Source organism: Nocardiopsis tropica (assembly GCF_042660575.1).
Lineage (GTDB): Bacteria > Actinomycetota > Actinomycetes > Streptosporangiales > Streptosporangiaceae > Nocardiopsis > Nocardiopsis tropica.
Genome location: NZ_JBHSUF010000013.1, coordinates 201,363 through 219,033 on the forward strand (window position 1 = coordinate 201,363; position 17,671 = coordinate 219,033).

Annotated in this window: 19 protein-coding genes; 13 read left to right on the forward strand and 6 right to left on the reverse strand. The window is 72.9% G+C overall.

The window, feature by feature from the left end; genetic code table 11:
• The first annotated feature begins 15 nt into the window (after positions 1-15).
• From fdh to ACFQBR_RS21915, 4 genes are all read left to right on the forward strand, one after another.
• A complete protein-coding gene (gene fdh, locus ACFQBR_RS21900; RefSeq protein ID WP_344179159.1) occupies positions 16-3,246 on the forward strand; it encodes a formate dehydrogenase in 3,231 nt (1,076 codons plus the stop codon).
• Positions 3,247-3,254: 8 nt separating this feature from the next.
• Complete coding sequence (locus tag ACFQBR_RS21905) at positions 3,255-4,181, forward strand: 4Fe-4S dicluster domain-containing protein (protein ID WP_344179204.1); 927 nt, start codon at positions 3,255-3,257, stop codon at positions 4,179-4,181.
• A complete protein-coding gene (nrfD, locus tag ACFQBR_RS21910) occupies positions 4,178-5,317 on the forward strand; it encodes an NrfD/PsrC family molybdoenzyme membrane anchor subunit (RefSeq protein ID WP_344179157.1) in 1,140 nt (379 codons plus the stop codon). The genes ACFQBR_RS21905 and nrfD overlap by 4 nt, the downstream gene beginning before the upstream one ends.
• A 98-nt stretch (positions 5,318-5,415) precedes the next feature.
• Positions 5,416-7,146, forward strand: coding sequence for a hypothetical protein (locus tag ACFQBR_RS21915; protein ID WP_378554275.1), 1,731 nt, complete (start codon positions 5,416-5,418; stop codon positions 7,144-7,146).
• Between the two features lie 154 nt (positions 7,147-7,300).
• On the opposite strand, the gene ACFQBR_RS21920 is transcribed toward ACFQBR_RS21915, so the two are convergent.
• The 4 genes from ACFQBR_RS21920 to ACFQBR_RS21935 all read right to left on the reverse strand — a co-directional run bounded on the left by ACFQBR_RS21920 (position 7,301) and on the right by ACFQBR_RS21935 (position 8,959).
• Complete coding sequence (locus ACFQBR_RS21920; RefSeq protein ID WP_344179153.1) at positions 7,301-7,489, reverse strand: DUF397 domain-containing protein; 189 nt, start codon at positions 7,487-7,489, stop codon at positions 7,301-7,303.
• Between the two features lie 4 nt (positions 7,490-7,493).
• Positions 7,494-7,631, reverse strand: coding sequence for a Scr1 family TA system antitoxin-like transcriptional regulator (locus tag ACFQBR_RS21925; RefSeq protein WP_344179202.1), 138 nt, complete (start codon positions 7,629-7,631; stop codon positions 7,494-7,496).
• Positions 7,632-7,929: 298 nt separating this feature from the next.
• Positions 7,930-8,118 carry a DUF397 domain-containing protein gene (locus ACFQBR_RS21930; RefSeq protein ID WP_344179151.1) on the reverse strand — a complete coding sequence of 63 codons (189 nt, stop codon included), beginning with the start codon at positions 8,116-8,118 and terminating at the stop codon, positions 7,930-7,932.
• A gap of 1 nt (position 8,119) precedes the next feature.
• Positions 8,120-8,959: a helix-turn-helix domain-containing protein gene (locus ACFQBR_RS21935; RefSeq protein ID WP_344179149.1), complete on the reverse strand. Its 840-nt coding sequence runs from the start codon at positions 8,957-8,959 to the stop codon at positions 8,120-8,122.
• Positions 8,960-9,141: 182 nt separating this feature from the next.
• On the opposite strand from ACFQBR_RS21935, the gene ACFQBR_RS21940 reads away from it, so the two are divergent.
• The 6 genes from ACFQBR_RS21940 to ACFQBR_RS21965 all read left to right on the forward strand — a co-directional run bounded on the left by ACFQBR_RS21940 (position 9,142) and on the right by ACFQBR_RS21965 (position 11,487).
• Positions 9,142-9,492 carry a hypothetical protein gene (locus ACFQBR_RS21940; RefSeq protein WP_344179147.1) on the forward strand — a complete coding sequence of 117 codons (351 nt, stop codon included), beginning with the start codon at positions 9,142-9,144 and terminating at the stop codon, positions 9,490-9,492.
• A complete protein-coding gene (locus tag ACFQBR_RS21945; RefSeq protein WP_344179145.1) occupies positions 9,489-9,887 on the forward strand; it encodes a hypothetical protein in 399 nt (132 codons plus the stop codon). The genes ACFQBR_RS21940 and ACFQBR_RS21945 overlap by 4 nt, the downstream gene beginning before the upstream one ends.
• A 64-nt stretch (positions 9,888-9,951) precedes the next feature.
• A complete protein-coding gene (locus tag ACFQBR_RS21950) occupies positions 9,952-10,092 on the forward strand; it encodes a hypothetical protein (protein WP_344179143.1) in 141 nt (46 codons plus the stop codon).
• Between the two features lie 23 nt (positions 10,093-10,115).
• Positions 10,116-10,304, forward strand: coding sequence for a BldC family transcriptional regulator (locus ACFQBR_RS21955; protein WP_344179140.1), 189 nt, complete (start codon positions 10,116-10,118; stop codon positions 10,302-10,304).
• Positions 10,305-10,441: 137 nt separating this feature from the next.
• Positions 10,442-10,657 (forward strand): hypothetical protein, encoded by a 216-nt coding sequence (locus ACFQBR_RS21960; protein WP_344179138.1) that lies wholly within the window; start codon positions 10,442-10,444, stop codon positions 10,655-10,657.
• Positions 10,654-11,487 (forward strand): phosphotransferase, encoded by an 834-nt coding sequence (locus tag ACFQBR_RS21965; RefSeq protein WP_344179135.1) that lies wholly within the window; start codon positions 10,654-10,656, stop codon positions 11,485-11,487. The genes ACFQBR_RS21960 and ACFQBR_RS21965 overlap by 4 nt, the downstream gene beginning before the upstream one ends.
• 42 nt (positions 11,488-11,529) lie before the next feature.
• Here the strand turns inward: ACFQBR_RS21965 and ACFQBR_RS21970 are convergent, their stop codons facing one another.
• Positions 11,530-12,027 carry a phosphoribosyltransferase gene (locus tag ACFQBR_RS21970; protein ID WP_344179133.1) on the reverse strand — a complete coding sequence of 166 codons (498 nt, stop codon included), beginning with the start codon at positions 12,025-12,027 and terminating at the stop codon, positions 11,530-11,532.
• Between the two features lie 367 nt (positions 12,028-12,394).
• On the opposite strand from ACFQBR_RS21970, the gene pdhA reads away from it, so the two are divergent.
• Genes pdhA through ACFQBR_RS21985 form a run of 3 tightly spaced genes read left to right on the forward strand, consistent with a single transcriptional unit; the run spans position 12,395 to position 15,886 of the window.
• Positions 12,395-13,480 (forward strand): pyruvate dehydrogenase (acetyl-transferring) E1 component subunit alpha, encoded by a 1,086-nt coding sequence (pdhA, locus tag ACFQBR_RS21975; protein WP_344179131.1) that lies wholly within the window; start codon positions 12,395-12,397, stop codon positions 13,478-13,480.
• Position 13,481: 1 nt separating this feature from the next.
• Positions 13,482-14,474, forward strand: a complete 993-nt coding sequence (locus tag ACFQBR_RS21980) for an alpha-ketoacid dehydrogenase subunit beta (RefSeq protein ID WP_267947386.1) — start codon at positions 13,482-13,484, stop codon at positions 14,472-14,474.
• Positions 14,471-15,886, forward strand: coding sequence for a dihydrolipoamide acetyltransferase family protein (locus ACFQBR_RS21985; protein WP_378554281.1), 1,416 nt, complete (start codon positions 14,471-14,473; stop codon positions 15,884-15,886). Before ACFQBR_RS21980 ends, ACFQBR_RS21985 begins: the two co-directional genes overlap by 4 nt.
• A gap of 150 nt (positions 15,887-16,036) precedes the next feature.
• On the opposite strand, the gene ACFQBR_RS21990 is transcribed toward ACFQBR_RS21985, so the two are convergent.
• Positions 16,037-17,545 carry an AbgT family transporter gene (locus ACFQBR_RS21990; protein WP_344179200.1) on the reverse strand — a complete coding sequence of 503 codons (1,509 nt, stop codon included), beginning with the start codon at positions 17,543-17,545 and terminating at the stop codon, positions 16,037-16,039.
• Positions 17,546-17,671: the final 126 nt, after the last annotated feature.

Here is a 17,671-nt window from a genome sequence, read left to right on the forward strand (position 1 = left end):
GGTTCGGGGGCGAGCATGGGCGTACGCACGTGGATCGAGTCGTGGCCGGTGTACCGGCAGGCCACCGGCGGGGACCGCCTCGGCCGGGGCGCCGCCGCCCGCTCCGGGGCCACGGAGGACCTGAGGCCCCGTACCGCCGACGCCGACCGGGTCGTCAAGTCGGTCTGCCCCTACTGCGCCGTCGGATGCGGTCAGAACGTGTACGTCAAGGACGAGCGCGTCATCCAGATCGAGGGGAACCCGGACTCCCCCATCAGCCGGGGGCGCCTGTGCCCCAAGGGGTCGGCCAGCCTCCAGCTCACCACCGGTTCGGCCCGCGAGGAGAAGGTCCTCTACCGGCGCCCGTACGGCGCCGACTGGGAGGAGCTCGACCTCGGCACGGCGATGTCCATGGTCGCCGAGCGCGTGGCGCGCACCCGGGCCGAGACGTGGGAGGAGGAGGTCGACGGGCGCCGTGTCGCGCGGACCCTCGGCATCGCCGGCCTCGGCGGCGCGACGCTGGACAACGAGGAGAACTACCTCATCAAGAAGCTGTTCACGGCGCTGGGCGTGGTCCAGGTGGAGAACCAGGCGCGCGTGTGCCACAGCTCCACGGTCTCCGGGCTAGGCACCTCCTTCGGCCGCGGCGGGTCGACCACCTTCCTCCAGGACCTCCAGAACTCCGACTGCATCGTGATCGAGGGGTCCAACTTCGCGGAGGCGCACCCGGTCGGCTTCCAGTGGGTGATGGAGGCCAAGGCGCGCGGCGCCGTCGTCATCCACGTGGACCCCCGGTTCAGCCGCACCAGCGCGCTGGCCGACCTGCACGTCCCCCTCCGGGCGGGCACCGACATCGCCTTCCTCGGGGCGATCGTCAACCACGTCCTCACCGAGGAGAAGTACTTCCGCGACTACCTCCTGGAGTTCACGAACGCGGCGACGATCGTCTCCGAGGAGTTCCGGGACACCGAGGACCTGGACGGGCTCTTCTCCGGCTTCGATGCCGAGGGCCGGTGCTACGACACCTCCAGCTGGATGTACGACGGGGCTCCGGTCGCCGCCGCGGCGGGCGACCGCGCCAACTTCGACCGCGTGCGCGGCACGGGCCGGCCCGAGCAGCAGGGGTCGGGCGGCGCGGTGATGAGCAGCGTCCCCCGCGAGGACCGGACGCTGACCGACCCGCGCTGCGTGTTCCAGATCCTCCGCCGGCACTACTCGCGCTACACGCCGGAGCTCGTCGAGGAGGTGTGCGGGGTGTCCCGGGAGGTGTTCGCCCGGGTCTGCGACCACCTGACCCGCAACTCCGGCCGGGACCGCACCTCGGCGTTCTGCTACGCGGTGGGCTGGACCCAGCACACCGTCGGCTCCCAGTACATCCGGACGGCGTCCATCCTCCAGCTCCTGCTGGGCAACATCGGCCGGCCCGGCGGCGGCATCATGGCGCTGCGGGGGCACGCCAGCATCCAGGGGTCCAGCGACATCCCCACGCTGTTCGACCTGCTGCCCGGGTACCTGCCGATGCCCCACGCCGCCCACGAGGGGTCCCTCCAGGAGTACATCAGGACCAACGGCGCCTCCTACAAGGGCTTCTGGACGAACATGGAGGCCTACACCGTCAGCCTGCTCAAGGCCTGGTGGGGCGACCACGCCACGGAGGAGAACGGCTACCGCTTCGGCCACCTGCCGCACCTGACCGGCTCGCACAGCACCTACGACACGGTCATGGCGCAGATCCGCGGCGAGTGCCGGGGCTACTTCCTCATGGGCGAGAACCCGGCCGTGGGCTCCGCCAACAGCCGCGCGCAGCGGATGGGCATGGCCAACCTCGAATGGCTGGTGGTCCGCGACTTCTCCCTCATCGAGAGCGCCACGTGGTGGAAGGACGGGCCCGAGATCGAGTCCGGCGAGCTCCGCACGGAGGACATCGCCACGGAGGTGTTCTTCTTCCCGGCGGCCTGCCACACGGAGAAGGAGGGCACCTTCACTAACACCAACCGCACGGTCCAGTGGCGCGACCGCGCCGTGCGCCCGAAGGGCGACCAGCGCAGCGACCTGTGGTTCGTCCACCGGCTCGGCACGATGCTGCGCGCGCTCCTCGCCGACTCGGGGCTCGACCGGGACCTGCCCCTGCTCGAACTGACCTGGGACTATCCGACCGACGAGCACGGCGACCCCGACGCGGCGGCGGTCCTGGCCGAGATCAACGGCCGCGGCCCGGACGGCGCCCCGCTCGGCTCCTACACCGAGCTGAGGGCGGACGGCAGCACGAGCTGCGGCTGCTGGATCTACTGCGGGATCTACGCCGACGGCGTCAACCAGGCGGCGCGCCGCAAGCCCGGGTCGGAGCAGGACTGGGTGGCCGCCGAGTGGGCCTGGAGCTGGCCGGCCAACCGGAGGCTGCTGTACAACCGGGCGTCGGCCGACGCGGAGGGCCGGCCGTGGAGCGAGCGCAAGGCGCTGGTGTGGTGGGACGCCGGGCGCGGTGAGTGGACCGGACACGACGTCCCCGACTTCGAGCTGCACAAGGCGCCGGACTACCGGCCGCCGGAGGGGGCCCGGGGCGTGGAGGCCCTCAGCGGGACCGACGCGTTCATCATGCAGGCCGACGGGCGTGCGTGGCTGTACGCGCCGACCGGCCTCCACGACGGGCCGCTGCCCACCCACTACGAGCCGCAGGAGACCCCCTTCGAGAACCCGCTCTACGGCCGGCAGCGCAACCCCACCCGGCTCCTGTACCCGCACGAGTACAACCGGTACCACCCGCAGGCGGGGACCCCTGGCGCGGAGGTCTACCCCTACCTGGTGACCACCTACCGCCTCACGGAGCACTTCACGGCCGGGGGCATGAGCCGGTGGACCCCCTACCTCGCGGAGCTCCAGCCCGCGTTCTTCTGCGAGGTCGGCCCCGAGCTGGCCGCCGAGCGGGACCTGGAGAACGGGGGCTGGGCCACCCTCGTCACCGCCCGCGCCGCCATCGAGGCGCGGGTCCTGGTCACCGACCGCATGGCGCCGCTGCGCGTCCAGGGGCGGGTCGTCCACACGATCGGCCTCCCCTACCACTGGGGCCCCAACGGTTACACGACCGGTGACGCCGCCAACGAACTCATGTCCATCGCGCTCGAACCCAACACGCACATCCAGGAGGTCAAGGCGCTCACCGCCGACATCGTCCCGGGGCGTCGGCCGCGCGGTGCGGACAGGGAGGAGCTGGTGCGCTCCCACCGCGAGCGCGCCGGGATCACCGAGCGGACCGGAACGGAGGTGTGACCGTGGTCGTGCGGAGCGCGCGGGGACACGGGGACCCGGGGGAGAGCGGCACCGGGCAGGGGTACGGGGACGAGCAGCGGGAGCGGGTCGGGTTCTTCACCGACACCAGCGTGTGCATCGGCTGCAAGGCCTGCGAGGTCGCCTGCAAGGAGTGGAACTCCGTACCCGAGGACGGCCTGGACTTCACCGCCATGTCGTTCGACAACAGCGTCGGGCTGGGGGCGGACACCTGGCGCCACGTGGCCTTCGTCGAGCAGCGGCGACCCCTGGGCCACCAGGACGCGGGCGTGGGCCGCCCCGCGCCGGTCGACCTCGGCATGCCGTCCACGGAACTCCCCGGCGCCTACACCGGCGAGGAGGAGCGCGAGGAGTTCCGGTGGCTCATGGCCTCGGACGTGTGCAAGCACTGCACCAGCGCCGCCTGCCTGGACGTGTGCCCGACGGGCTCGCTCTTTCGCACCGAGTTCGGCACCGTGGTCGTCCAGCAGGACATCTGCAACGGCTGCGGGTACTGCGTCTCGGCCTGCCCCTACGGCGTCATCGACCGCCGCGAGGACGACGGCCGGGCCTGGAAGTGCACCATGTGCTACGACCGGATCGGCGACGGCATGGAGCCGGCCTGCGCCAAGGCCTGCCCCACCGACTCCATCCAGTTCGGGAACCTGGACGAGCTGCGGGAGCGCGCGGCGGCGCGCCTGGAGGACCTCCACGGGGCGGGGGTCTCCTCGGCCCGGCTGTACGGCGAGGACCCCGGCGACGGGGTGGGCGGCAACGCGGCCTTCTTCCTGCTGCTGGACGAGCCCGAGGTCTACGGGATGCCGCCGGACCCGGTGGTCACCACCCGGGACCTGCCGTCGATGTGGGCGCACGCGGGCCTGGCGGCCGCCGCGTTGCTGGTCGGAGCGGCCGCCGCGTTCGCGGGGAGGCGACGGTGAGCACGTCGGACGTGACGAGGGAGGGCGTGCGGGGGCAGCGGCCCGGACGGGACGCGGTCACCGGGAGCGCACGGGTGGTCGGGGAGGAGCAGCGCCGCCGGCACGGCGGGCGGCGAGGCGGGCCCACGCGGGCGCCCGACGCCGAGTTCCGCTCCTACTACGGGCGGCCCGTCCTGAACCAGGTGGTGTGGGAGGCCTCCGACATCGGCGGGTACCTGTTCCTGGGCGGGCTGGCCGGCGCGTCGTCGGTTCTCGCGGCCGGGGCCGATCTCACCGGCCGGGACGCCCTGGCGCGCCCGCTCAAGTACACGGCCCTCGCCGCGATCTCCGGGTCCGTGGTGGCGCTCGTCCACGACCTGGGGCGGCCCGAGCGCTTCCTGAACATGCTCCGCGTGGTCAAGCCGACCTCGCCGATGAGCGTGGGGACGTGGATCCTCACGGCGTACGGGCCGCTCGCCGGGGTCGCCGCGGTGACCGCCGCGACCGGGTGGTTCCCGCGGATCGGCCGGGCGGCCACCCTCGGCGCCGCGGCGGTGGGGCCCCTGGTCGCCACCTACACGGCGCCCCTGGTGTGCGACACCGCCGTGCCGTCCTGGCACGAGGGGTACCGGTACATGCCGTTCCTGTTCGCGGCCTCGGCCTCGGCCGCGGCGGGCGGGGCGGGGCTGGTGGCCTCGCCCCTCGGGCAGAGCGGACCCGCGCGCCGGGCCGCCGTGGGCGGCGCGCTCGTGGAGACGGCGGTGTCCACCGCCATGGAGCACCGGATGGGACTGGCCGGGGAGCCCTACCGGCTGGGCACGGCGGGCGCCTTCGTCCGCGCGGCCAAGGCCCTGACCCTGGCCGGCGCGGCCGGGGCCGTGCTGGGCCGCCGCAGCCGGACGGTGTCCGCGCTGAGCGGCGCCGCACTGCTCGCCGGTTCGGCGTGTACCCGGTTGGGGGTCTTCCACGCCGGGAAGCAGTCCGCCGCCGACCCGAAGTACACGGTGGTGCCCCAGCGTAGGCGGGCGGCCGAGCGGGCCGCCGGGGCGGACGGCGGGCAGGAGGCCCGGGCCGAGGCGGCCGGACGCGCCGCGGGGCGGGCCGGGGCCGGCGGCGCCGGAGGCGGGGACGCGGCGGGCGGGGACGCCGGGGCGTGAGCCGGCCGAGGCGGCACCGGCGGGGGCGGGCGGCGAGCGCACGCCCCGCCACGGGGTAGGAAGACAGTCCCAGGACGGATCCCCAGAAAGGCCCGACGATGGCGTTCCACCGGCCAGGACTGCCCTTCGACCTGCCCGAACCGGAGACCCTGTGGGCCAGGGCCGGGGTGTACGCGTCGGTGTGCGCCGGGCTGGGGCGTACCGACTGCGTGGCGGAGGGTCCCGTTGTCCGGCGCGGCGGTGCGGGGGCAGGGGCGGGGTTCGAGCTCGTCCGCGTGGCGGGAGGCCGCTTCCTGCTGGTCGGCGAGCACGGCCTCGACTCGCCGGAGCGGGGGTGGTCGCGTCCGGTGGACCCGTTCGAGGGCGCTCCCGACTGGCTGCCGTGGGAGTGGCTGGAACGGAGGCCGTGCCCGGACTTCGCCTACTGGTGGGACGGAGCCTGGGCCCGTACGGCCTACCCCGACGACTGGGACGACGACGGGCTCGGCGCGGCGGTCGAGGGGGCCGACGCCGACCTGCTGGTGTGGCGGATGGAGATCCTGGACCCGGACACGGAGGGGTTCGGCCGGGGTCCGCTGAGGGACGCGCTGGAAACCCTGGTGGCCCGTGCCGAGGAGCGCACGGTGGACGCCGGCGTGCTGGAGGCCGTGCTCGGGCACCTGGAGGAGCACACGGGGGGCGCCCGTACCGGGCGCGCGCTGGAGTGCGCGCGCGGCCTCGGGCTCACGGGGGACGAAGAGCCCCGGGAAACCCCGGCCGGGCAGGGCGGGCCCGCGTCCGGGGGATGGCCCCTCATCGGGCTGGGCGAACGGCTGCTGCTGGTCGGCGACGCCATGCGGTCGGCCGGGGAGCTCGACCGCCCCGGGGCGGTGACGGCCCTCCCGCTTCCCGGGGCCGGGGCGCAGGGCCCGTCCGCGCCCCCGCCGGTCCCGGACGGCACGGGGCGGCCGGAGGCGGCACTGCTCGCCGAGCTGGCCGCGTCGGCGGCGGCCGTGCGCGACCGGAACGCGGACGGCGGCGCCCTCGTCCTGGTCTTCCGCGCGCCCCGCCCCGGGGGCCTCACCCTGGACGACGGGGCGGCGGCCCCCGTCGGCACGGGCCTGCCCGAACTGCTGGAGCGGTTGCGCTCGCAGGAGGCGCACCCCGAGCGCGGGCGGTGGCTCTTCGCCCGGATCACCGTCTCCGGCGGAGAGGTCGTCCTGGAGCGCGTGTACGACCACTGGCCGTCCTGGGAGCGCGGGCGGCGCGACGGCACCCCCGAGAACCTGGAATTCCTGGCGGAGGAGATGGCGGCGCGCTCCCCCGCGTGGCGCCCCGCGTGGGCCGCGCTGCTGGACGAGGCATCCGCCTTCGACCCGCCCTGGCCCGGTCCTCCCGGGCGGCCCAGCGTTCCGCCGGCGCGGCCGGACGCGGCCGGACGCGTCGCCCTGCTCGACCGGATCGGCGACCTCCTGCGCGCCGCGGCCGGGCGGCGGGACTGGGAAAGGTTGCGGCTGTCGTACCGGGCGCTCGTCGGTTACGCGGGCGGAACCCTCGTGGCCACCGGGCCCGCAGGGGATGAGGAACTGGGACTGAACGAGGACCTGCGGGCCGAGATGGCGCTCCTGCGGTCGGTCACCTACTCCGAGGGGAGGGGCGCCTGGTTCTGCGCGGAGCTGGTCCTGGAGCGGAACGGGGGGTGGCGGATCGTCTACGACCGGGACGGCGAGCCCCGTTTCTCCGTGCCGCCGCCCGCGTTCAGCTTCGCCCTGGACGCGCGTTACTACCCGAGGGATTCGGGGCGGGTGCCGCCGTGGTTGGGGGAGCGTCTGCGCAGCGCCCGGGGGTGAGAGCTGGCTGATCGGCGGTTGTGCCGGGGGCGGGTCGGTCCCGATGGAGAATGTGCGACATTCCGGACTGCTCGGGTCCCCTCAGGGTGGGTAGACTCGGCGCGGGAACTGAGAAGGGGCCGCTTGCGCGTGCATGCGGCCCCTTTTGTGTGCGCTACTTGGTGCGCACGCTGGCAAGCAGCGCGGACCACTCCGGGCCGGGGACTTCCAGGTGCCCCGCCATGGGGTTCTGGGAGTCGCGGACCGCGGCGCCACTCGGGAGGTCCGCGACCTCGACGCAGTTGCCGGTCGGCTGGCTGTAGGAAGACTTGCGGAAGAGAAGGTCAGCGGGAACTGAGTTCATGGGGTTACTCGATCATCTGTCGTAGACGGTCAGCTGTCTCTCCGGGGCGGAGAGCAGTCATCACCAGGTGCTTCATCAGTGCGCGGTACCGGGCAACTTCGTCGGGCTCTTCCAGGTATAGGCCATCGGTGTCGGGCTCCAGTTAGACCACCGTGGGATCGACCGGCTCTGGGAATTCCAGGAGCACAAACGAGCCGCCGCTCCCGGCGTTGAGCTGATTCGCCCTGGTCATCTGAAGGGTAATCGTCGGACGCTGGGCCAGGGCGGCTTGTGCGGTGACCTCGATGTATTCGGGGTTCTGTAGAAGACCGGGGCTCTCGCCTGGTGGAGCCCGACATGTCGGACTGGTCTGGCGCCCCTCCGTGTGGGTAAACTCCTCGTGGGAATTGAACGCAGAAGGGCCCCGGCCATCATCGGTCGGGGCCCTTCTGTTTGAGTCGCTACCGGTCGGCCTTCACCGCGGCGATCACGCCAGCCCACTCCCGCGACTTGAACAAGAGGTGGCCCAGGCCGCGGTTCTGGGTGTCACGGACAGCGGTCGCGGACGGCATCTCAGCGACCTCGACGCAGTTCTGCGGCTGGGAGTAGCTGGACTTGTGGAACAGGGAATCGGGAATTGAACTGCTCATCTCAGGCGATCATTTCTCGTAGTCGGGGCACAGTCTCCTCCGGCAGAAGTGCCGTGAGGCGTAGGTGGTCGAACAGCCGTCTGTACCTGGCGACTTCGTCGGCCTCTTCCAGGTACAGGCCATCGGTGTCGGTTTCCAGGTAGACGACCGACGGGTCGATCGTGCTGGGGAAATCCATGATGACGAAAGGCCCACCCGTGCCGGGGTGCAATCGGGTGTGCGACACCAACTGGATCGTGACCTCGGGCCGCTCGGCGACCTCGATGAGGCGTGCGACCTGGGCGCGCAGGACGGTCGGATGGTCGCGCAGGCGCACGAGCGCCGTCTCGTCGAACACAAGCCAGACATCATCGGGCGGGTCCTCGAAGATCACGCGCTGGCGTTCGATGCGCGCGTCGACGACGCGTTGCACGTCCTTCGGGTCGCGCACGAGCGCGGTGCGGCTGATCAGCTCCACGTACTCGGGCACTTGAAGCAAGCCAGGGACTACGGCCAACTCCCAGTTGCAGATGACGGAGGCTTCGGCCTCGAACCCGACGAACTTAGGACTGAGGACGTCGCGGTAGCGGACCCACCAGCCGCGTTCCCTCGACTGTCGGCACAGGCTGAGCACAGCTTCACGGATCCCGGGATCGGTGACCTTGTAGGTGTCGAGGAGCGTTCTGATCTCGGCAACCTGCGGTCTCTGCCGTTGGCCACTCTCGATGTTGCCGAGCTTGCCGCGTGACCACTCGGTCGCCTTGACCACGTCGTCGAGGGTCATGCGGGCGTCATGGCGTAGACGGCGCAGCTCCTCGGAGAGCCGCCGTCGGCGCACGGTGGGTGAGTATCGCTCGCTCATCTGCTGCTCCTGGTGTGCCGGTGCTCCCTGATCGTATGACCGGGGCAGGGAATCCGGACAAACATGTATTCCACGGACTGGATTCCCCGAGGGGCTTGAAAACGTGTATTCCATGTTTCAGGATAGAGGCAGTTCAATTCCCCGCCGGGCTTCCCACCTGGCATCCTTACCGGAGGTATGCCTTGCGCTACCTGCTTCTCATCCTGTCCGCGCTGTGGCTCGTCGCCCGCGCCGACGCTCATGCGGTTCGTCGACGCTCCGGCCGTGTCCGCCGGTACGCGGCAAGGCCCCTGGCCCCCCGGCCGCACGTGGTCACCGGACCTATCCCGATCATCTGGCCGATCAGCCCGACCGGTGTCTCCTCCCCGACGCCTTCGCCGGAACGCCCGCGCGTGGGCGGCCTCGCGCCCGTCGTACCGCTGGACCCCTACCGGCTTCGCGCCCGCCGGGACGCCTCCCGGCGCGGCCTGGTCGTCCTGATCGCCCTGGCCCGGCAGTCCGAGGAGTACGGCCGGGGGGTGAGGGCCGCATGAGCGCCGTCCGCCGCACCGTGTGCGATCTCCGCGAGCTTCCGACCATGGCGGCGCTCACCGCCTGGGCCACCGCCCACGGGGCGGCCGTCACCTACCTGGGCCCCGACCTCCAGGGCCACGCGGTCTACGCGGCCCGCCGGGGGCCCGTGACCCGCGTCGTCACAGTCCCCGGGCCGGACCCCCATCCGCACCCGCTGACCTGGCACTCGCCACTGGAGGCCCTCCCCGCCGACGACCAGCTCGCGGCCGCAGGGGCAGCAGGCCGAGTCCCCGCAGCCCGGTCCGGCAACTCTGCTCCGTCCGGCAGCTCGGACCCGTCCGGCGACCCCTGCGTTCCGGCCGGGGGCCTTCGTGCCGTATGGATGGCGGCCGTCCGCGCCGTCTCCGTCCTCTGAGACCGGGCGCGCCCTGAGCGGGGGCCGGGGCGCGCCCTTCCACACCTCCCCCGAGGAGCACGGCGTGGACGGCGCCACCAGGTGCGAGAAGACCACCAGCGGCCAGCACGACTACATCCCGGACCCGGCCGACCCCAGATGGCCGAACATCCGCACGCAGACCTGCCGCCACTGCGGCGACACCCTCACCCACACCCGCGGGTGACCCCTCACAGGAAGCAGGACACCATGATCGAGACCCTTCCGGAAAAACTTTTCACCCCTGCCGAGGTCGCGAGGCTGTTCCGGGTGGACCCCAAGACGGTCACCCGCTGGGCGGCGGCCGGCCGCCTCAGCAGCGTGCGCACCCCGGGCGGGCACCGCCGGTTCCGCGAGGCAGAGGTCCGTGCGCTCCTCGACGGCGGCGGCCGCAGGTAGACCCCCGCGCGCCCGGCCGCCTCGGGCCCGGCCGCGCGGGGATCTACCCACCGTCATACCTTCGGCCGTGAACCCGCCGAGGCAGCAACACCCCGTGATGACTACGTGAGATGACTGCATCAGAAGGGGCCCCCGTGATGACTACCCGAGAGACCCATATCCCCGAGGCCGCTCCCCCGTTGCGGTTCGTCTGGCTGGAGATCACCGGCAAGTGCCAGTTGGCGTGCACCCACTGCTACGCCGATAGCGGTCCCGAAGGTACGCACGGCACCATGACCACCGACGACTGGCGCCGCGTGATCAGCTACGTGGCCGACCCGGGGCGGTACCTGCGTCATATCGTCGACCCATGACCACCGCCCAGGAACTCGCCGGCCAGCGCCACCGCGACCACATGCGGACCCTGCTCGCACAGGCGGCCGAGCAGTTCGTCCTCGACCTGGCCGGGGAACCGGTGTTCGGATGGCGGGACCGGACCATCGGCGCGCCCGCACACAGTCCGCACGGCGACCTGTGGGTACGGGTCACCACCGAGTTCCCCGCATGGGCCTACGGGCGGGTCTGGACCGGCAACACCGACGCCACCGCCCTCACCGGGGTTCCGCGGCCCGAGGTCGTCGAGGTCACCGAATGGGACGACCCGCCTCGGCGGGTCCGCGCCGAGGCGTCCACCCTCCTTCCCGGGGATGTCTGCTCACCGACCCCGTTCCTCCACGATCGACCCAAGGTAGGGGATGGCTGGTGGTCGGATCTGCGCGGCGCACTCGACCGGTTGACCGAACAGGACACGGAGCGGGTCGCCGTCGACCAGGACGCCGTCACTCGGCGTCTGCTGGTGTTCTTCGGTGACGCCATCGACCCGACCGTCACCCACTGGGCCACGGCACACGCCGACCTGCACTGGGCCAACCTCCTCGGCCCCGGCCTGGGCGTGCTGGACTGGGAACTGTGGGGCTGCGGACCGGCCGGGCTCGACGCGGCCACCCTGTACTGCCACAGCCTCACCCACCCGGAGACCGCCGAGCGGGTACACCGGGTGTTCGGTGACCAGCTGGCCACCCCTGACGGGGTACGTGCACAGTTGTTCGTCATCGCCCGCCTGCTCCTGCGCATCGAACGCGGGGACGACCCGGCGGTCGCGCCCCTGCTGCACCAGCGGGCGCGGGAACTCCTGGGCCGGTGAACGACGAGGAGCGCCCCGGGCTTCGGGGGCGGGAACCTTCCGTCAGGAGTCCCGCACCTGGTCGGTACGGACGACGACGGGCGGCTCCACCGACCACGGGAAGTTGATCCACCGGTCGGTGTGCTTCCACACGTACTCGCACTTGATCAGGGACTGCGGCTTCTCGTAGACGACCGCACTGCGCACCTCGGCGACGTGCTCGGCGCAGACGTCGTGCACGAGCTTGAGGGTCCTGCCGGTGTCGGCCACGTCGTCGGCGACGAGGACCTTCTTGTCGCTCAGGTCCACCAGGTTCGGGACCGGCGGCAGCACGACGGGCATGTCGAGGGTCGTGCCGACCCCGGTGTAGAACTCCACGTTCATCACATGGAGATTTTTGACGTCGAGCGCGTACCCCAGGCCCCCGGCGACGAAGAGGCCGCCGCGCGCGATCGAGAGGATCATGTCGGGTTCGAAGCCGTCGTCGGCGATCGCGTGGGCCAGGTCGCGCATCGCGGTGCCGAAGAGCTCATAGGTCAGGTTCTCGCGCTCGTCGCTCACGGGCGGGCCTCCTCCTTGCGCGGCGGGGTGGTGTGCACCGGTCCATGCTCCCACCGCGGGCGGCCGGGCACGCGGCGCCGCCCCAGGCCGGGCCGCACCTCCGCCGGGACCGGTGACGAGGCCCCGCGGGCGTGCGGACCGGGCGGCGCGTCGGCCCGGTGACGGGACGGGGCGGTGTCCGCGGGGACGGCGCTCCGGCCACCTGTCCACGCGAGGGGGTGTTCTGGGTCACATCGATGGACGAACGGTCACCGATCTCGGGGAAGAAACCGACGTTTTCTTGATTCTCACCCCTTTGTGGCGAACAGATGGCAACAAACTGCACCATGTGTCTGTACACACCCCTCGGACACAGGAGGTAGAGGCCATGGCCGACGCCCAGGACCTGCTCCCCTCCGAGCAGCCGGTACGGCTGCTCGACGAGACCGGGCGTCCGGTGGCCGGCGCCGCCCTGCCCTTCCCCACGGCCGACCGGCTCCTCGCCGCCTACGCCTCCCTGGTGGTCGGCCGCCGCGTCAACGACCAGGCCGGCGCGCTCGTCCGCCAGGGACGCCTGGCCGTCTACCCCTCGTCGCACGGGCAGGAGGCCTGCCAGACCGGCGCCGCCCTGGCCCTAGCCGAGGGCGACTGGCTCTTCCCGACCTACCGCGACACCGCCGCCGTCGTCGCGCGCGGCGTCGACCCGGTCGAGGTGCTCACCCTCCTCAAGGGCGACTGGCACGCGGGCTACGACCCCTACGAGCACCGCGTCGCCCCGCAGGCCACCCCGCTCGCCACCCAGCTCCTGCACGCCGTCGGCCTCGCCCACGCGGCCCGCCTGCGCGGGGAGGACACCGTCGCCATGGCCATGTGCGGCGACGGCGCCACCAGCGAGGGCGACTTCCACGAGGCGCTCAACTTCGCCGCAGTCTTCAAGGCCCCCGTCGTCTTCTTCGTGCAGAACAACGAGTACGCGATCTCCGTCCCACTGGCCCGCCAGAGCGCCGCCCCCTCCCTCGCCCACAAGGGCGTCGGCTACGGGGTGAACGCCGAGCGCGTCGACGGCAACGACACCCCCGCCGTGCTCGCCGTCCTGGACCGCGCCGTGGCCGCCGCCCGCGCGGGCGAGGGGCCCCAGCTCGTCGAGGCGCACACCTACCGCATGCAGGCGCACACCAACGCCGACGACGCCACCCGGTACCGCAGCGACGAGGAGGTCGACCCGTGGGTCGCCAGGGACCCGCTGCTGCGCATGGAGGCGTACCTGAAGCGCAAGCGCCTGCTCACCAAGGCCCGCCGGACGGAGATCACCGAACGCGCCGAGGCCGTCGCCGCCGCCATGCGCGAGGGCGTCTCCCGCGACGCCGAGCCGGACCCGTCCGAGCTGTTCGCCCACGTGTACTCCACCCCCACCCCGCAGCTGCGGGAGCAGGCCGCCTTCCTGGCCGACGAACTCAGCAGAGAGGGCAGCTGACATGGCGACCGACCCCACCAAGCTCTCCATGGCGCAGGCCCTCAACCGGGCGCTGCGGGACGCCATGGCCGAGGACGGCAGCGTCTACGTCTTCGGCGAGGACGTCGGCCCCCTCGGCGGCGTCTTCCGCATCACCGACGGCCTCACCGCCGAGTTCGGCGAGAACCGCTGCTTCGACACCCCGCTCGCCGAGTCCGGCATCGTCGGCATGGCCGTGGGGATGGCGATGAACGGCATGCGGCCCGTCGTCGAGATGCAGTTCGACGCCTTCGCCTACCCGGCGTTCGAGCAGATCGTCAGCCACGTCGCCAAGACCCGCAACCGCACGCGCGGCCGGGTCGGCCTGCCCATCGTCATCCGGGTCCCCTACGCGGGCGGGATCGGCGGGGTCGAGCACCACTGCGACTCCTCCGAGGCCTACTACGCGCACACACCCGGCCTGACCGTGGTCACCCCCTCCACACCCCACGACGCCTACCACCTGCTGCGCGAGTCGATCGCCTCCGACGACCCGGTGGTCTTCATGGAGCCGAAGAAGCTCTACTGGGGCAAGGACGAGGTCGACCCGGCCTCGCCCGCACCCGGCATCGGCAGGGCGGTCGTGCGCCGTCCCGGGACCGACGCCACCCTCATCGCCTACGGGCCCGCCGTGTCCACCGCGCTGGAGGCCGCCGACGCCGCCGCCCAGGAGGGGCGCAGCCTCCAGGTCGTGGACGTGCGGTCCCTCGTTCCCTTCGACGACGAGACGGTGTGCGAGGCGGTCCGCTCCACGGGCCGCGCCGTCGTGGTCGCCGAGGCCAGCGGGTACGCGAGCGTCGCCTCGGAGATCGTCGCCAGGGTGACCGAGCGCTGCTTCCACTCCCTGGCCGCCCCCGTCCGCCGGGTGACCGGCTTCGACATCCCCTTCCCGCCGCCGAAGCTGGAGCGGTTCCAGCTGCCCGGTGTGGACCGCGTCCTCGACGCGGTCGACGACCTCCAGTGGGAGGACCAGTGACGACGCAGACCTTCGAACTCCCCGACCTGGGAGAGGGACTGACCGAGGCCGAGGTGGTGCGCTGGCTCGTCGCCGTCGGCGACACCGTGGCCGTGGACCAGCCGATCGCGGAGGTGGAGACCGCCAAGTCGATCGTGGAGGTCCCCACGCCGTTCGCGGGCACCGTCAGCGTGCTGCACGGCGGGGAGGGCGAGGTGATGGAGGTCGGCAAGCCGCTGATCAGCATCGCCGCCGACGCTCCGGGCGGTGCGGACGGAGCGGCGGACGCCCCGGCCGCGCGCGAGGCGGGCGCCCCGGTGTCGGCGGAGGGCGAGCGGTACCGGGAGGAGGAGCGCGCCGGTTCCGGCAACGTCCTCATCGGCTACGGCACCCCCGACGACGGGAGGACCGCCGGGCGCCGGCGTCGACCGCGAGCGCGCCCGGCCGGACCGGCCGGACCGGCCGCTCCCCCGGCTCCGGCGCCCGGCGGGGCCGGACGGCCCCCGCTGGTGACGTCGCCGCTGGTCCGGCAGATGGCCCGCGAGGCCGGACTGCGGATCTCCGAGGTCGCCGGCAGCGGTCCCGGAGGGCTCATCACCCGGCGCGACGTGGCCGCGGCGATCGAGGCCTCCCGTGCCCCGGACCTCGCCACGGTGACGCCGATCGACCCCGGCCGTCCCGTGGCCACCGAGTCCGCGTCCGCTCCCGACGCGGGAGACCCGCGTGCGGAGGTGGACGCCCGCACGGGGCTGGCCGAGTCCCGGCGCACGCCCATGAACGGCTTCCGCAAGAGCGTCGCCGCCTCGCTCTCGCGCAGCCGCAGCGAGATCCCCGAGGCCACGGTGTGGGTGGACGTGGACGCGACCGAACTGGTCCGGCTCCGCGAATCCGACCCCTCGGGGCCGGGACTGCTGTCCTACGTGGCGCGATTCGTCCTCGCGGGCCTGCGCGCCCACCCCGAGCTCAACGGCCTGGTCGACACCGAGCGCGGCGAGCTGGTCCAGTACGACGGCGTCAACCTGGGCCTGGCCGTGCAGACCGACCGGGGCCTGGTCGCCCCGGCCGTGCTCGGCGCGCACCGGTTCACCACGCTGGAGCTGGACGGGGAGATCCGCCGCCTGACCGCCGCCGCCCGCGAGGGGAGGGCGACCCCCGCCGAGATGACCGGAGGCACCTTCACGCTCAACAACTACGGCTCGCTCCGGGTGGACGGCAGCGCCGCCATCATCAACCACCCGCAGGTCGCGATCCTCGGCATCGGCCGGATCATCGACCGGCCGTGGGTGGTGGACGGGGAGCTGACCGTCCGCAAGGTCACGCAGCTGTCGTTCGCCTTCGACCACCGCGTCTGCGACGGCGGTGTCGCGGCGGGGTTCATGCGCGTGGTCGCGGACGCCATGGAGAACCCGGCCGGGGCCATCGCCCGCCTCTAGCGCCGTGCTCCGCGGCTCGTTCCGGGCCCGCCGCGCCCTCCGCTCCGGCGGTCGCGCGGCGGGCCCGTTCGCGGGACGGGAGCGGTGTCGGCCCGGGGCCTCCGGCGACTGCGGGGAGCAGGGCGCGGCGACGCCCCCGGGACCCGGGCGTCAGCGGACCGGGGTGCCCGGCCCGAGCGGGAGGTCGAGCGCCCACCAGCCGAGGAAGAGCAGCGTCCACCCGGCCAGGACCGTGAGGCAGAGCGGCAGGGTGAGCGAGATCAGCGTGCCGATCCCGGCGTCCCGCCGGTAGCGCTGGAGGAGGCCCAGCACCATGACGAAGAAGGGGCTCATGGGGCTGACGACGTTGCTGGCGGAGTCGGAGATCCGGTAGACCGCCTGGGTCGTCTCCGGCGGCACGTCGAGGAACATGAACATGGGGACGAACACCGGGGCGATGAGGGTCCACTGCGCCGAGCCGCTGGTGATGAGCAGGTTGAGCGCCGTGGAGAACGCGATCATGCCCAGGAAGAGCAGGATCGGGTGGACGCCCGCCGAGTCCAGCACCTCGGCGCCGCGGATGGCGGAGACCTCCCCGATACCGGTCCAGCCGAAGTAGGCGAGGAACTGCGAGGCCGCGAAGAACAGGACGATCACGGGCGCCATGTCGCGCACACCGGCCGCCATGGCGTCGGGGACGTCCTTGGCGCGGGGCAGGGTTCCCACGGTGCGGCCGTAGACCACGCCCAGGACCAGGAAGAGGATCCCGAGGACGTAGGCGACCCCCGTGACGAGCGGTGAGTCGAGCACTCCCCCGCTCGGCCCCCGGAACGGTGAACCCGCGGGCAGGAGCGCGGCGGCGAGGAGGGCGAGGGCCGCGACCAGGGCCAGGCCCGTGTTGCGCAGGCCGCGCCTCTCGGTGTCGGTGAGGGCCATGGAGCCCAGCTCCTCCCGCGCGTCCGGGCAGCCCTCATCGGCCCCTCCGACACTTCTGACCAGGACGAACTCGGTCACGAGGGTGATCAGGCCCGCCAGCACCACCGCCGAGGCCGCGGAGAAGTAGTAGTTGTCCAGCGCGGTCACGACGTAGCCGGGGTCCACCAGCCCGGCGGCCTCGGTGGTCAGGGCGGCCAGCAGCGCGTCGGTGGGCGTGATCAGCAGGGACGCGTTGTACCCGGAGGCGACGGCGCCGAAGGCCACGACGATGCCGAGGACGGGGCTGCGCCCCGCGGCGCCGAAGACCAGCCCGCCGAGGGGGATGAGCACCACGAAGGCGGCGTCGGAGGCGACGCTCCCGGTGACGCCGGTCAGGGCGAGGGCGAAGGTCAGCCACCGGGCCGGGACCCGGGTGACGCTGCCGCGCAGCAGGGCGCCGAGCAGCCCGGCCGCCTCGGCGACCGACACCCCGAGCATGACGACGAGGATGACCGCCAGCGGCGGGAAGGCCGCGAAGTTGGCCACCGCGTCCCCGAACACCACGCGAGCGCCCTCGGCGGAGAGCAGGCTGCGGACCCGGACGGTTTCCCCGTCGACCGGGGAGACGGCCGAGACGCCGAGGCCGCTCAGGAGCGCGCTGAGCGCGACCACGATCCCGGCCATGACCGTGAACAGCCAGAAGGGATGGGGGAGCCTGTTCCCCACCCGTTCCACGAACGCGAGCACGCCCAGGAGCAGGCGCACGGGCGCCTGGGGGGTGGTGGAAGCGGTCCTGGTCACCCTGCTCCTCCGGCTCGTCTGCCGTGCGGGACGCGGCGCCGCCGGCCCGGGAGCCCCGGGCGCGGAACGCGGCGCCGACGAACAGCGTAG

Coding starts and splice junctions, on each gene's coding strand:
- fdh (WP_344179159.1), top strand. CDS start 16: ATGGGCGTACGCACGTGGATCGAGTCGTGGCCGGTGTACCGGCAGGCC.
- ACFQBR_RS21915 (WP_378554275.1), top strand. CDS start 5,416: ATGGCGTTCCACCGGCCAGGACTGCCCTTCGACCTGCCCGAACCGGAG.
- ACFQBR_RS21920 (WP_344179153.1), bottom strand. CDS start 7,489: ATGAACTCAGTTCCCGCTGACCTTCTCTTCCGCAAGTCTTCCTACAGC.
- ACFQBR_RS21930 (WP_344179151.1), bottom strand. CDS start 8,118: ATGAGCAGTTCAATTCCCGATTCCCTGTTCCACAAGTCCAGCTACTCC.
- ACFQBR_RS21935 (WP_344179149.1), bottom strand. CDS start 8,959: ATGAGCGAGCGATACTCACCCACCGTGCGCCGACGGCGGCTCTCCGAG.
- ACFQBR_RS21945 (WP_344179145.1), top strand. CDS start 9,489: ATGAGCGCCGTCCGCCGCACCGTGTGCGATCTCCGCGAGCTTCCGACC.
- ACFQBR_RS21955 (WP_344179140.1), top strand. CDS start 10,116: ATGATCGAGACCCTTCCGGAAAAACTTTTCACCCCTGCCGAGGTCGCG.
- ACFQBR_RS21960 (WP_344179138.1), top strand. CDS start 10,442: ATGACTACCCGAGAGACCCATATCCCCGAGGCCGCTCCCCCGTTGCGG.
- ACFQBR_RS21965 (WP_344179135.1), top strand. CDS start 10,654: ATGACCACCGCCCAGGAACTCGCCGGCCAGCGCCACCGCGACCACATG.
- pdhA (WP_344179131.1), top strand. CDS start 12,395: ATGGCCGACGCCCAGGACCTGCTCCCCTCCGAGCAGCCGGTACGGCTG.
- ACFQBR_RS21980 (WP_267947386.1), top strand. CDS start 13,482: ATGGCGACCGACCCCACCAAGCTCTCCATGGCGCAGGCCCTCAACCGG.